Annotated in this window: 9 protein-coding genes and 7 tRNA genes; 3 read left to right on the top strand and 13 right to left on the bottom strand. The window is 52.3% G+C overall.

Translation table 11 applies throughout. The features are described from left to right. Positions 1-193: 193 nt before the first annotated feature. Positions 194-1,618: a tRNA (N6-isopentenyl adenosine(37)-C2)-methylthiotransferase MiaB gene (miaB, locus tag AB182_RS17810; protein WP_047371268.1), complete on the bottom strand. Its 1,425-nt coding sequence runs from the start codon at positions 1,616-1,618 to the stop codon at positions 194-196. 146 nt (positions 1,619-1,764) lie between these two features. Between miaB and ubiF the strand changes: the two genes are divergently transcribed. After that, complete coding sequence (gene ubiF / locus AB182_RS17805) at positions 1,765-2,940, top strand: 3-demethoxyubiquinol 3-hydroxylase (protein WP_047371267.1); 1,176 nt, start codon at positions 1,765-1,767, stop codon at positions 2,938-2,940. An 84-nt stretch (positions 2,941-3,024) separates the two neighbouring features. Here ubiF and AB182_RS17800 read toward each other — a convergent pair. The 12 genes from AB182_RS17800 to nagB all read right to left on the bottom strand — a co-directional run bounded on the left by AB182_RS17800 (position 3,025) and on the right by nagB (position 10,234). After that, a tRNA-Gln gene (locus AB182_RS17800) sits at positions 3,025-3,098 on the bottom strand. 77 nt (positions 3,099-3,175) lie between these two features. Continuing rightward, positions 3,176-3,250: transfer RNA gene (locus tag AB182_RS17795), tRNA-Gln, on the bottom strand. 49 nt (positions 3,251-3,299) lie between these two features. Then, a tRNA-Met gene (locus tag AB182_RS17790) sits at positions 3,300-3,376 on the bottom strand. A 27-nt stretch (positions 3,377-3,403) separates the two neighbouring features. Further along, positions 3,404-3,478: transfer RNA gene (locus AB182_RS17785), tRNA-Gln, on the bottom strand. A gap of 34 nt (positions 3,479-3,512) precedes the next feature. Beyond that, positions 3,513-3,587, bottom strand: a tRNA-Gln gene (locus tag AB182_RS17780). 100 nt (positions 3,588-3,687) lie between these two features. Next, positions 3,688-3,772, bottom strand: a tRNA-Leu gene (locus tag AB182_RS17775). A gap of 9 nt (positions 3,773-3,781) precedes the next feature. Continuing rightward, a tRNA-Met gene (locus AB182_RS17770) sits at positions 3,782-3,858 on the bottom strand. Positions 3,859-4,085: 227 nt separating this feature from the next. Next, positions 4,086-5,750, bottom strand: a complete 1,665-nt coding sequence (gene asnB / locus AB182_RS17765; RefSeq protein WP_047371266.1) for an asparagine synthase B — start codon at positions 5,748-5,750, stop codon at positions 4,086-4,088. Positions 5,751-6,035: 285 nt separating this feature from the next. Further along, the gene (locus AB182_RS17760) at positions 6,036-6,788 is read right to left on the bottom strand and encodes an HAD-IIA family hydrolase (RefSeq protein ID WP_047371265.1); all 753 of its coding nucleotides are present in this window, start codon (positions 6,786-6,788) and stop codon (positions 6,036-6,038) included. A 208-nt stretch (positions 6,789-6,996) separates the two neighbouring features. Then, positions 6,997-8,217: a DNA-binding transcriptional regulator NagC gene (nagC, locus tag AB182_RS17755; RefSeq protein WP_047371264.1), complete on the bottom strand. Its 1,221-nt coding sequence runs from the start codon at positions 8,215-8,217 to the stop codon at positions 6,997-6,999. Between the two features lie 9 nt (positions 8,218-8,226). Beyond that, a complete protein-coding gene (gene nagA / locus AB182_RS17750; protein WP_047371263.1) occupies positions 8,227-9,375 on the bottom strand; it encodes an N-acetylglucosamine-6-phosphate deacetylase in 1,149 nt (382 codons plus the stop codon). 58 nt (positions 9,376-9,433) lie between these two features. After that, on the bottom strand, positions 9,434-10,234 hold the full coding sequence (gene nagB / locus AB182_RS17745) for a glucosamine-6-phosphate deaminase (protein WP_047371262.1): 801 nt from the start codon (positions 10,232-10,234) through the stop codon (positions 9,434-9,436). Between the two features lie 319 nt (positions 10,235-10,553). On the opposite strand from nagB, the gene nagE reads away from it, so the two are divergent. Together nagE and glnS are read left to right on the top strand one after the other, a co-directional pair. Continuing rightward, the gene (nagE, locus tag AB182_RS17740) at positions 10,554-12,578 is read left to right on the top strand and encodes an N-acetylglucosamine-specific PTS transporter subunit IIBC (protein WP_071845903.1); all 2,025 of its coding nucleotides are present in this window, start codon (positions 10,554-10,556) and stop codon (positions 12,576-12,578) included. Between the two features lie 178 nt (positions 12,579-12,756). Then, positions 12,757-14,424: a glutamine--tRNA ligase gene (gene glnS, locus AB182_RS17735; protein ID WP_047371261.1), complete on the top strand. Its 1,668-nt coding sequence runs from the start codon at positions 12,757-12,759 to the stop codon at positions 14,422-14,424. Positions 14,425-14,472: the final 48 nt, after the last annotated feature.

Below are 14,472 nucleotides of genomic sequence, written 5' to 3'. Positions count from 1 at the left end.
ATTCACGCCATAGAATAAAGGCGCAAGCATTGCGATGGATATGAGGGCAGGAAGGGGAAATGCAAGACCAGACCGGTCAGACTTCACGCTGCAGATCCCTGCTTTTGCGCACGCCCCGGTCGCATCGTCATCTATGCGACCGGGTACTTGCTTGCTGTCATTCTGCAACGTGAAACAGGTCGAGCAGGCAGGATTAAGGCTGGTAGATACCTACACCGATATCATTCTCTTTACGGGTACGGGCGATAACCGATTCCGGGGACTCTGCGATACGCAGGCCCATTTCGTCTTCGGTACGCACCACTTTACCGCGCAGGGAGTTTGTCCAGACGTCGGTAATTTCCACGTCAACGAATTTCCCAATCATCTCCGGTCTGCCTTCGAAGTTCACCACGCGGTTATTTTCGGTACGGCCTGACAGTTCCATGATGCTCTTACGGGAAGTCCCCTCCACCAGAATGCGCTGGGTTGTGCCGATCATCCTGCGACTCCAGGCCATTGCCTGCTGGTTGATACGTTCCTGCAGAATATACAGGCGCTGCTTTTTATCCTCTTCCGGTACGTCATCAACCATATCGGCCGCAGGTGTTCCTGGACGGGCGGAGAAAATAAAGCTGTAACTCATATCGAAATTCACATCGGCAATCAGCTTCATGGTTTGCTCGAAGTCCTGCGTCGTTTCGCCAGGGAAGCCAACGATAAAATCAGAGCTGATTTGAATGTCCGGACGAGCAGCACGCAGTTTGCGGATGATTGCTTTGTATTCCAGCGCGGTGTGGGTACGGCCCATCAGGTTCAGTACGCGGTCAGAACCGCTTTGTACCGGCAGATGCAGGAAGCTTACGAGCTCCGGCGTATCGCGATAGACATCAATAATATCGTCGGTGAATTCGATCGGGTGGCTGGTGGTAAAACGGATGCGATCAATACCATCGATGGCCGCCACCAGACGCAGCAGATCCGCGAAAGAACCGGTGCTTCCGTCGTAATTCTCACCGCGCCAGGCGTTAACGTTTTGGCCCAGCAGGTTAACTTCACGTACGCCTTGCGCCGCCAGTTGCGCGATTTCAAACAGGATATCGTCGCACGGACGGCTGACTTCTTCACCACGGGTATAGGGCACGACGCAGTAAGTGCAGTACTTATTGCAGCCTTCCATGATAGAGACGAACGCGGTCGGCCCCTCGGCTTTCGGTTCCGGCAGACGGTCGAATTTCTCGATCTCCGGGAAGCTGATATCCACGACCGGGCTGCGATTGCCGCGCACGGAGTTAATCATCTCCGGCAGTCGGTGCAGCGTTTGCGGTCCAAAAATAATGTCAACATAGTGGGCACGCTGGCGAATGTGGTCGCCTTCCTGAGAGGCGACGCAACCGCCGACACCAATGATCAGGTCTGGATTTTTTTCCTTTAATAATTTCCAGCGCCCCAACTGGTGGAAGACTTTCTCTTGCGCCTTCTCGCGGATTGAGCAGGTATTAAGCAGCAACACATCTGCTTCTTCAGCCACTTCGGTGAGTTGATACCCGTGAGTGGCATCCAGCAGATCGGCCATCTTCGATGAATCGTACTCGTTCATCTGACAGCCCCAGGTTTTAATGTGGAGTTTTTTTGTCATCGACTTGCTCATGCTTTGTTTAAGGCCCCAATGCAGGGCGCGTATTGTAATGCTTTGGTCGCGTGCTGACCAGTATGATGCTTGTCAGACTCAAGATGTAAAAAATCCGGTAAACTTAGGAGATTCTCGTTTAAGGATAATGGACTATGATAAATCAATCTACTGAGGTCGCGGTTGTCGGCGGCGGAATGGTCGGCGGAGCGCTGGCTCTGGGGTTAGCCCAGCAGGGTTTTAGTGTCACGGTCATTGAACAACAGGCGCCGCCTGCCTTTGACGCGACGGCACAACCCGATGTGCGTATTTCGGCGATTAGCACGTCCTCGGTAGCACTGCTCCGGGAACTGGGTGTCTGGGATGCGGTTCTGGCGATGCGTTGTCATCCATGGGAGCGGCTGGAGACCTGGGAGTGGGAAAATGCGCATGTCATCTTCGACGCGCAGGAATTAAAGCTGCCGCAGCTTGGCTATATGGTGGAAAACAATGTCCTGCAACGCGCACTGTGGGACGCAATGGAGCGCCATCCACAGGTAACGCTACGAGTGCCTGCGGCACTCAGTACGATGCGTCTGAATGATGATTGCCACGAACTGACATTTGAAGATGGCGAAACGCTTTCAGCGAAGCTGGTGATAGGGGCTGATGGGGGGAATTCCCGGGTGCGTCAATGTGCCGGTATCGGTATTCACGCCTGGCAATATCAGCAATCCTGCATGCTGATCACCGTAGAGTGTGAGCGCGCGCCAGGAGAGAGTACCTGGCAGCACTTTACTCCCAACGGTCCGCATGCTTTCCTGCCGTTATTTGATTACTGGGCATCACTGGTCTGGTACGACACGCCTGCCCGTATTCGTCAGTTGCAATCGTTAAATATGGTGCAGTTACAGAAAGAGATCGCGGCACATTTTCCGTCCCGGCTGGGGCAGGTTATGCCGGTCGCCGCCGGAGCGTTCCCCCTCGCGCGTCGCCACGCATTGCAATATGTTCGTCCTGGGCTTGCGCTGGTGGGCGATGCAGCGCACACCATCCATCCGCTGGCGGGGCAGGGAGTAAACCTCGGCTATCGCGATGTGGAATGTCTGCTGGACGTGCTGACAAGGGCGCGTGGCCATGGGGAAGACTGGGCAAGCCTTTCGGTGCTTAAGCGCTATCAGACGCGCCGTATGGCAGATAATTTTATTATGCAAAGTGGAATGGATTTGTTCCATGCCGGGTTCAGTAACGATTTAGGCCCGGTACGCGTACTGCGTAATCTCGGTTTGATGGCGGCGGAACGGGCTGGCGTACTCAAACGCCAGGCGCTGAAATATGCCTTAGGACTGTAATGTGACGGCGGGAAACCGCCGTTTGCTGTTAACCGGAAGCAGAAAAGCAAAAAGCCCGCCGAAGCGAGCTTTTTGCTTTTTATGTGGCTGGGGTACAAGGATTCGAACCTCGGATGGCGGAATCAGAATCCGCTGCCTTACCGCTTGGCGATACCCCAATAGGTGTGAAATTTTACGCGTTAACGATAAAACTTCAACCTTTGCGTCTACCCAAAAGCAAACGACTTTTTGAAATTGGCTGGGGTACGAGGATTCGAACCTCGGAATGGTGGAATCAGAATCCACTGCCTTACCGCTTGGCGATACCCCAACAATTTTTTACTCAGGTTAATGTTTTTATGAACATCAGCCTTTGAATATGGTGGCTACTACGGGAATCGAACCTGTGACCCCAGCATTATGAGTGCTGTGCTCTAACCAGCTGAGCTAAGTAGCCAAATGTTACTGCAAACCAGTCACCGACTGGCTGGGGTACCTGGATTCGAACCAGGGAATGCCGGTATCAAAAACCGGTGCCTTACCGCTTGGCGATACCCCAATACCGTCGCGGTGAACCGCAAACATCAAAAATATGGCTGGGGTACCTGGATTCGAACCAGGGAATGCCGGTATCAAAAACCGGTGCCTTACCGCTTGGCGATACCCCAACAAATTTCTGAACAGAGAACTTCAGACTATATTGCGGTTAGCCTTAATGGCTATCTTACAGCCTGGAGATACCCCATCCATGCAACGCTGACTGGTGAATGGTGCGGGAGGCGAGACTTGAACTCGCACACCTTGCGGCGCCAGAACCTAAATCTGGTGCGTCTACCAATTTCGCCACTCCCGCAAAAAAAGATGGTGGCTACTACGGGAATCGAACCTGTGACCCCAGCATTATGAGTGCTGTGCTCTAACCAGCTGAGCTAAGTAGCCATCTTTTTTTCGCGTTACCTTATCGGCGTTGCGGGGCGCATTATGCGTATTGGGCCTGGAAGCGTCAATACCTTTTTCATCGAAAATTGCCGGAATGTGACTGTTTGGTTAGGTTGCGAACAGCGTGACGCATAATTCGGCAATTATTGGTTATTTATCGATTTTGTATAGCAAAACATACGCAGAAATAAAAAAGGCCCCGCAGGGCCTTTAACGATAACAATCGCTTATTTGTAAGCAGACTGGTGTACGCCAACCGCACGGCCTGATGGATCGTTCATGGCTTTGAATGATTCATCCCACTCGATCGCTTTTGCAGACGAGCACGCCACAGACGGGCCGCCAGGAACACATTCAGCGGCGCTGGGTACCGGGAACAGTTCTTCAAAGATTTCACGGTACAGATACGCTTCTTTTGAGACTGGCGTGTTGTACGGGAAACGGTAGCTGGCTGTCGCCAGTTGCTGGTCGCTTATCTGCTGCGCCGCCACTTCTTTCAGCGTATCGATCCAACTGTAGCCTACGCCGTCAGAGAACTGCTCTTTCTGACGCCATGCAACGCTCGCCGGCAGGTAGGATTCGAAACATTCGCGCAGGACATGTTTCTCCATTTTGCCGTTGCCACACATTTTATCCTGCGGGTTGATGCGCATCGCTACGTCAAGGAATTTCTTATCCAGGAACGGGACACGCGCTTCTACGCCCCAGGCGGACATGGCTTTGTTCGCACGTGCGCAGTCGAACATGTGCAGCGCCTGCAGTTTACGTACGGTCTCTTCATGCAGCTCTTTGGCATTTGGCGCTTTATGGAAATAGAGGTAGCCACCAAACACTTCGTCAGAACCTTCGCCAGACAGGACCATCTTGATGCCCATCGCTTTGATTTTACGAGACATCAGATACATCGGCGTAGAGGCGCGAATGGTGGTCACATCGTAGGTTTCGATGTGATAAATCACGTCGCGAATCGCGTCCAGACCTTCCTGCACGGTAAAGTGGATTTCGTGGTGAACCGTACCCAGATGGTTGGCAACTTCCTGCGCGGCTTTCAGGTCCGGTGCGCCTTTCAGGCCCACGGCGAAGGAGTGCAACTGCGGCCACCAGGCCTCAGAGCGTTCCTGATCTTCCACACGACGTGCGGCGAATTTTTTGGTGATAGCGGAAATGACAGAGGAATCCAGACCGCCGGAGAGCAGAACGCCATACGGTACATCAGACATCAGGTGGCTTTTCACTGACTCTTCCAGTGCCTGACGCAGTTCGTTTTTGTCCGTGACGTTGTCTTTCACTGCGTCATAGTCGAACCAGTCACGCTGATAGTAAGAACGGATTTCACCGTCTTTACTCCACAGGTAGCTGCCTGCCGGGAACTCTTTGATGGTACGGCATACGGGCACCAGCGCTTTCATTTCGGACGCGACATAAAAGTTGCCGTGCTCATCGTGGCCCATATACAGCGGGATAATGCCGATATGGTCACGACCAATCAGATAAGCGTCTTTTTCGCTGTCATACAGGGCAAAAGCAAACATACCTTGCAGATCATCCAGGAATTCAGGGCCTTTTTCCTGATACAGGGCGAGGATAACTTCGCAGTCAGAACCAGTCTGAAACTGATAGCGATCGCCATATTCCGCACGCAGCGCCTGATGGTTGTAGATTTCGCCGTTAACGGCCAGCGCATGTGTTTTTTTCTCATTGTACAGCGGCTGGGCACCCGCGTTGACGTCGACAATAGACAGACGTTCATGGGCAAGAATCGCTTTATCGCTGGCATAAACGCCAGACCAGTCCGGGCCGCGGTGGCGCATCAGGCGGGATAATTCGAGCGCTTTTTTACGCAGCTCAACCGCGTCAGTTTTGATATCCAGTACGCCAAAAATAGAACACATAGACTTCTCCGTTACTTTAAGGCAATGCAGTGTTGTGTGAGTGCAGACGCCGCGTCATCGCGTTGTCTTATTGCGTGATTAAGAAAATGCCGCAAAGGTGTGACGCGCGCAAGCGTTTTACCGCCTTGAAAGTAAAAAGCGCAATGACGATTGTCGAATGCTGAAAAAAGAACATGAAATGAGCTGTGGCATTAATGGATTATCAATTTTTAGGTGCTTTTATTGAATGGTCTGTTTTTTGTTGGTGCTGAAAATGAAAAACCACGTCCCGGGACGTGGTTTCGTTTAAAAAATGTCGATTTCAGCAACCGAAGGGTAAATCCATGAAGGGCGAAACGGCATGCTATCGATATCATCCAGTGTAGATACGCCAGAGAGCACCAGAATCGTCTCCAGACCCGCCTGGAAGCCTGCAAGGATATCGGTGCGTAAATTGTCGCCGACAATCACCGTTTGTTCGGAGTGCGCCTGCATAGTATTGAGCGCGGCACGGATAATCCACGGGCTCGGCTTGCCGACATAGAAAGGCTCGCGGCCGGAGATTTTTTCAATGCCGGCGCACAGCGCGCCGCAGCCGGGATAGTAGCCACGTCCGTGAGTGTCCGGGTTGGTGGCAATAAAACGCGCACCGTTGGCGACAAAAAAAGCCGCCTTATGCATCATTTCCCAATTGTAGGAGCGCGTTTCACCCACGATAACGAAATCCGGATTGATATCCGTAATGGTAAACCCGGCTTTATAGAGTTCGTGAATCAATGCGCCTTCACCGACCACATAGGCTTTTTTCCCTTCCTGGCGCTTAAGGAAGTCAGCCGTCGCCATTGCAGAGGTATAAAAAACGCTGGCAGGTGCATCTATACCGGCTGAGGCAAAGCGGTTAGCTAAATCCTGCCCCGTCTGGGAGGGGTAGTTGGTAAGCAGCACCAGCGGCATCCCCTTTTCCAGGATTCGACTAATAAACTCCGCTGCGCCCGGCACGGCGACATTATCGTGCATCAACACGCCGTCAATATCACAGATTACGTTCTGAATGGTCATGGACTACCCGGTTAAAAAAGAGAAGCAATAACTATACCCGTCATACTCCAGGTTGCATATCTGTTGGCTACGTTTGCTCGCCCCAGTCACTTACCGCAGTAAGTTCCCGGGGGCGAATGAGTGACATCCTGGTCCCTCAGCACAGGCTGTTCAAAACGGCCAGGCGTTTTGTCCTGCAACGCGAATTATTTAGGGTATCTCAACCCTGTCAGCTTTCCAGCAAACGTTGCAGTAGCATGCCGTTCAGCATGGCACGTTTCACCAGTGCGAAAGCGCCAATCGCCGAGCGATGATCAAGGGTGGAACGCACCACGGGAAGATTTCTGCGGAATGCTTTGAGCGACTGAGTGTTAATGCAGCCTTCGATGGCCGGCAGCAACACTTTCTCAGCTTCGACGATCTCCCCCGCGATGACTATTTTCTGCGGATTGAAGAGGTTAATGGCGATGGCGATGGTTTTACCCAGATGGCGACCGACATACTCAATCACCTCACACGCCAGCGCGTCGCCTTTATTGGCGGCTTTACAGATATTTTTGATCGTGCAGTCATCCAGGGTTACGCGGCTTTGGTAGCCCTGTTCCAGCAGATGGCGTACACGCTGTTCAATGGCGGCATTGGCGGCGATGGTTTCCAGGCAGCCAAAGTTACCGCAATGACATCGCTCGCCGAGCGGCTCCACCTGGATGTGGCCAATTTCACCCACATTACCGTTGCGGCCGATAAAAATGCGCCCGTTAGAGATGATTCCTGCCCCGGTGCCGCGATGAACGCGCACCAGAATGGAGTCCTCACAGTCCTGACTTGCCCCAAAGTAGTGCTCAGCAAGAGCCAGGCTGCGGATATCGTGACCGACGAAACAGGTTAATTTGAATCGTTTTTCCAGCGCTTCAACCAGCCCCCAGTTCTCCACCTGAATATGCGGCATGTAACGAATAACGCCGCTTTCCGGGTCGACAAGGCCTGGTAAAATGACTGAGATAGCGATCAGTTCGCGAATCTTGCGCTGATGACTTTCGATAAAGGCGCTGATGGTGTTCAGCAATGCGTGTTCGAGGGTTTCCTGCGTCCGCTCCGGCAGAGGATAATGCTCTTCTGCCAACACCTTGCTGCTGAGATCATAAAGAGTGAGGGTGGTGTCGGAGCGTCCAAGACGCACACCAATAGCCTGAAAGTTGCGGGTTTCGGTAATGATAGAGATAGCGCGGCGGCCCCCGGTGGAGGCCTGCTGATCAACTTCTTTGATCAGGCCGCGTTCAATGAGCTGACGCGTGATTTTCGTCACGCTGGCGGGCGCAAGCTGGCTCTGCTCGGCAATTTGAATACGCGAAATAGGGCCTAGTTGATCAATCAGGCGATAAACCGCCGCGCTGTTAAGTTGTTTAACGAGATCAACGTTACCAATCTGAGCTTGTCCGCCTGCTGTCATACCTTTTATTTACTCGGTGACGACCTCGTTACCATTAACGATGGTCTTGATTATTTTATAATCGTGCGTGAAGGCGGTCAGGTTCGCGACCTTACCCGGGGCAATGCTGCCGAGCTGCCCGTCGACGCCTATCGCGCGGGCCGGGTACAGGGTTGCCATGCGCAGTACTTCATCCAGCGCAATACCCACATGCTCGACCAGGTTCCGAACCCCTTCAATCATTGTCAGGGAGGAGCCGCTCAGCGTACCGTTTTCATCCACACACAGTCCATTACGGTAGTATATTGTTTTACCAGCAAAAATGAACTGGTCAATATCTGCCCCTGCAGGTGCCGTTGCATCTGTTACTAAACAGAGTTTGTCACCTTTCAGGCGTTTCGCATTACGGATATTAACGTAATCGACATGCAGCCCATCTGCAATGATCCCGCAATAGACATCGGCATCATCCAGTACCGCGCCCGCCAGCCCTGGTTCACGTCCGGTGATATACGGCATCGCATTATATAAATGTGTTGCGAAAGTGATGCCTGCGCGGAAACCGGCCTTCGCTTCTTTTAATGTCGCGTTGGAGTGGCCTGCAGAAACGACAATCCCCGCAGCAGCCAGCTTACTGATAACCTCAGTTCCGGCCATTTCAGGCGCCAGCGTCACTTTGGTGATAACGTCGGCATTGGCGCAGAGGTAATCCACCAGTTCGGCGTCCGGTTTGCGTACAAATTTCGGGTTGTGGGTACCTTTTTTAACGATATTCAGCCACGGACCTTCGAGGTGAAGGCCTAATGCCTGATGGGAATATTTTGTCAGGTAATCGCGCATCACCTGAATGCCCTGTTTCATCAGGTCATCGCTACTGGTGATAAGCGTCGGCAGGAAGCTTGTACAGCCTGATTTCTCATTGGCACGCTGCATGATTTCCAGCGTTTCAACGCTCACGGCTTCGGGAGTGTCGTTGAATTGCACGCCGCCGCAACCATTGAGTTGTACGTCAATAAAGCCAGGGGCCAGCGTTGCGCCATTGAGATCACGCTGTTCGAGAGTGGGTGGCAACTCAGCCAGTGGGCAGAGACGGTCAATCAGGCCATCCGCGACAATCAGCGCGTGGTCATCCAGAATTTCATGGCCGGTGAAAATCCGGCAATGGGTTAAAGCATACATAACGACCCCCGGTTAACAAATGGGTGTCGTCCCGCAGAGTATGCGGAACGAGACACAATTACAGACCTTTAATATTTTCTGCTTCTAATTCATTGAAATATTTCAATGTTTTCACTTTTAGTTCTATGGTGGACGGCTCGTCGCATACCATCACTGCTTTCGGGTGCAGTTGCAGACAGCTAATGGTCCACATATGGTTCACGTTACCTTCTACGGCCGCCTGCAGAGCCTGTGCTTTCTGGCTTCCCAGCACCAGAATCATCACTTCTTCCGCATCCAGTAGCGTACCCACACCTACGGTCAGCGCGTATTTTGGCACCTGATTAACGTCGCCGTCGAAGAAACGGGAATTGGCCACGCGGGTGTCATGGGTCAGCGTTTTAATACGGGTACGAGAAGCCAGCGAAGACGCGGGTTCGTTGAATGCGATGTGACCATCGTTGCCAACGCCGCCCATAAACAGGTGAATTTTGCCATAGGAACGGATTTTTTCTTCGTATTGACGGCATTCTGCGTCAATATCCGGAGCATTGCCATCCAGCAGGTTAATATTTTCCGCCGGAATATCAACGTGATCGAAAAAGTTACGGTGCATAAAACTGTGATAGCTTTCCGGATGCTCCTTCGGCAGGCCGACATATTCATCCATGTTGAAAGTGACAACATGTTTAAAACTAACCTGGCCCGCTTTGTGCATTTCGACTAAGGCTTTGTAGGCAGTGAGAGGCGTGCCACCGGTTGGCAGCCCAAGCAGGAACGGACGATCCGCTGTAGGTTTAAATGCATTGATGCGATTGACGATATGGCGGGCCGCCCATTTACCGACTTGTTCAGCTGTTGCCAGAGGAATCAGTCTCATTATTCACCTCTAAAGTTGATTAAAGTTAGCGGATTGCGTGCCAGAGTAGTGTAAAGCGTAACTCAGTTTCGCTCCCTATGGGGGCAATCCGTCTTGATTTTTTGAATGATAAAATAAGTTTTGCTGGTTAGCCAGCAAAGAGGAGGTCAAATAACGATATTTGGTGATTAAAATCACAAAAAGGGTGCTTTTAATTTGCGAGACGAATTAATTTTCAACACACTCTCAATGTAATGAAAAATGGCCGTGTTTTCAGGGTTAGTTAGACAATAAAAAGACTGTTTCTAAGGGCTCCGCTGGGGTTCAAAGGGGGAATAACGTGAATCTTTTAGGTTACTTACAAAAGGTTGGCCGTGCGCTTATGGTGCCGGTTGCCACGCTGCCTGCCGCAGCGATTCTGATGGGGGTCGGTTACTGGATCGACCCGGTAGGCTGGGGTGGATCTAACGCGCTGGCGGCGTTCTTCATTCAATCTGGTTCTGCCATCATCGATAACATGGGCGTGCTGTTCGCCGTGGGTGTTGCTTATGGTATGTCCAAAGACAAAGACGGCGCTGCTGCGCTGGCCGGCTTTGTGGGCTTCCTTGTACTGACGACGCTGTGCTCGCCAGCCGCTGTCGCCATGATCCAGAAAATCCCAGCCGATCAAGTTCCTGCCGCATTCGGTAAGATCAAAAACCAGTTCGTTGGGATCATGGTCGGTATCATTGCTGCGGAGCTGTATAACCGCTTTAGCAGCGTCGAGCTGCCTAAGGCGCTCTCCTTCTTTAGCGGCCGTCGTCTGGTGCCGATCCTGACCTCCTTTGTCATGATCGCTGTCGCGTTCATCATGATGTTTATCTGGCCGGTGGTCTTTAGCGGCCTGGTAGGTTTTGGTGAGCACATCCAGAAACTGGGTTCTGTCGGTGCGGGCGTCTACGCTTTCTTCAACCGTCTGCTGATCCCGATCGGTCTGCACCATGCGCTGAACTCCGTTTTCTGGTTTGACGTTGCCGGTATTAACGATATTCCTAACTTCCTGGGTGGCGCGCAGTCTATTGAAGCGGGCAAAGCGGTTGTTGGGGTTACTGGTCGTTACCAGGCTGGTTTCTTCCCGATCATGATGTTTGGTCTGCCAGGCGCAGCACTGGCGATTTACCACTGCGCGCGTCCGGAAAATAAAGCCAAAGTCCTCGGTATTATGATGGCAGGTGCGTTTGCCGCCTTCTTTACAGGTATCACTGAACCGCTGGAATTCTCCTTCATGTTCGTGGCACCGGTGCTGTATTTCATTCACGCTGTTCTGACCGGGGTTTCTGTCTTCATCGCCGCGACTATGCAGTGGATTGCCGGTTTCGGCTTCAGTGCTGGTCTGGTGGATATGGTGCTGTCATCCAAAAACCCGCTGGCCGTACATTGGTACATGCTGATTCTGCAAGGCCTGGTGTTCTTCGTCATTTACTACGTGGTGTTCCGTTTCACTATCCTGAAATTCAACCTGCTGACCCCGGGTCGTGAACTGGCGGTTGCCGGTGACGAAGCGGATGGTCAGGATGTGAATGTCAGCACTGCTTCCGAGCAGGATGTGACCGGGCTGGCGCGTCAGTACATCGCTGCTGTCGGGGGTTCCGCGAACCTGACCGGTATCGATGCCTGCATTACGCGTCTGCGTCTGAGCGTAAAAGACTCTTCCCTGGTCAACGAAGCGCTGGCTAAACGTCTGGGCGCGAGCGGTGTTATTCGTTTGAATAAAACCGGCGTACAGGTCATTGTTGGTTTTGCAGCAGAAAAAATTGCGAATGCGATGAAAACGGCGGGTGATGTTCCGGCGGCAGGTGCTGCGGCTCCGGCTCCGGCAGCCGCCAGCGCAGTTAAGCCGCAGGCCGTGCCGAATGTCAGCGCTGCGGTGATTGCTGAGCTGGTCTCCCCGGTAACCGGGCAGGTGGTTTCTCTGGATGAAGTTCCGGATGAAGCGTTTGCCAGTAAAGCCGTTGGTGATGGCGTAGCGGTAAAACCGACAGAGAAAACGGTTGTTGCACCGGCAGCGGGCACCATCGTGAAAATTTTCAATACCAACCACGCCTTCTGCCTTGAAACTGAAAAAGGCGCGGAAATCGTTGTCCATATGGGGATCGACACCGTTGCGCTCGGTGGTCAGGGCTTCACGCGTCTGGTCGAAGAGGGAGCAACCGTTGTGGCAGGTCAGCCCATCCTGGAAATGGATCTGGAATACCTGAACGCGAATGCTCGTTCAATGATCAGTCCGGTGGTGTGCAGCAACATCGATGATTTCTCTGGTCTGGTTATCAAAGCGCATGGTTCCGTTGTCGCGGGGCAAACGTCGTTGTACGACATCAAAGGCTAATGATGTAATCTGAACCAGAAATAGCCATAAGCGGCAGGGGATCTTCCTCTGCCGCTTTTTTTTGCATGAATTAAAGTATTCCGTTTTGTATCTATTTTCCGTAACTAAAGGTTGTCTCTGAGGGCCGCTTATAAGATCATGTGCCGTTATATGTTGTTTACGCCTTGAGGAATTTACGATGAGTGAGGCTGAAGCCCGCCCGACTAACTTTATTCGTCAGATCATTGATGAAGATCTGGCTACTGGAAAGCACTCTACTGTTTGCACCCGTTTTCCGCCTGAGCCGAATGGTTACCTGCATATCGGTCATGCGAAATCCATCTGCCTGAACTTTGGTATCGCGCAAGATTATCAAGGGAAGTGCAACCTGCGTTTTGATGACACCAACCCGGTAAAAGAAGATATCGAGTACGTTGAGTCCATCAAAAACGACGTGCAGTGGTTAGGCTTCCACTGGTCAGGCGATGTGCGCTATTCCTCTGATTATTTCGATCAATTGCACAACTATGCCGTTGAGTTAATCAGCAAAGGCCTGGCCTATGTTGACGAACTGTCCGCTGACGAAATCCGTGAATATCGCGGTACGCTGACGGCCCCGGGTAAAAACAGTCCGTATCGCGATCGTACGGTTGAAGAGAACCTCGCACTGTTTGAAAAAATGCGAGCCGGTGGCTTCGAAGAAGGTAAGGCGTGCCTGCGTGCGAAGATAGACATGGCGTCGCCGTTCATCGTGATGCGCGATCCGGTGCTCTACCGCATTAAATTTGCTGAACATCATCAGACGGGCAACAAGTGGTGCATCTACCCGATGTATGACTTTACCCACTGCATCAGCGATGCGCTGGAGGGGATCACCCACTCCCTGTGTACGCTGGAATTCCAGGATAACCGTCGTCTGTATGATTGGGTGCTGGATAACATCACCATTCCGGTTCACCCGCGTCAGTACGAGTTCTCTCGTCTGAACCTGGAATACACCGTCATGTCCAAGCGTAAGCTGAACCTGCTGGTGACCGACAAACACGTTGAAGGCTGGGATGACCCGCGTATGCCGACCATTTCGGGCCTGCGTCGTCGTGGCTATACTTCCGCATCCATCCGTGAGTTCTGCAAACGTATTGGTATCACCAAACAGGACAACACTATTGAGATGGCTTCACTGGAGTCGTGCATCCGTGAAGATCTGAATGAAAACGCGCCGCGTGCGATGGCGGTTATCGATCCGGTTAAGCTGGTTATCGAAAACTATCCTCAGGGCGCCAGTGAACTGGTTTCGATGCCAAACCATCCGAACAAGCCGGAAATGGGCAGCCGTGATGTTCCATTTAGCGGTGAAATCTGGATCGATCGCGCCGATTTCCGTGAGGAAGCCAACAAGCAGTACAAACGTCTGGTACTCGGTAAAGAAGTTCGTCTGCGTAACGCCTATGTGATTAAAGCTGAGCGTGTTGAGAAAGACGCGGAAGGTAATATCACCACTATTTTCTGTACCTTTGATGCTGATACGCTGAGCAAAGATCCGGCAGATGGCCGTAAAGTGAAAGGCGTTATTCACTGGGTGAGCGCATCACATGCGTTGCCGGTTGAAATTCGCCTTTACGACCGGCTGTTCAGCGTGCCAAACCCGGGGGCCGCGGAAGATTTCCTGACCGTAATGAACCCGGAATCGCTGGTCATTAAGCAGGGCTTTGCTGAGCCGAGCCTCAAGGCCGCTGAGGTGGGGAAAGCGTACCAGTTTGAGCGCGAAGGTTACTTCTGCCTCGACAGCCGCCATGCTACTGCGGATAAACTGGTATTCAACCGCACCGTAGGTCTTCGCGATACCTGGGCTAAAATCGGCGAGTAATCCCGCCTGATTCTCGTGCATAAAAACGCTGCCTCGTGCAGCGTTTTT

Origin of the sequence: Phytobacter ursingii (assembly GCF_001022135.1) — a bacterium.
In the GTDB taxonomy this organism is placed as follows: Bacteria; Pseudomonadota; Gammaproteobacteria; order Enterobacterales; family Enterobacteriaceae; genus Phytobacter; species Phytobacter ursingii.
This window is presented reverse-complemented; position numbering and strand designations above follow the sequence as displayed.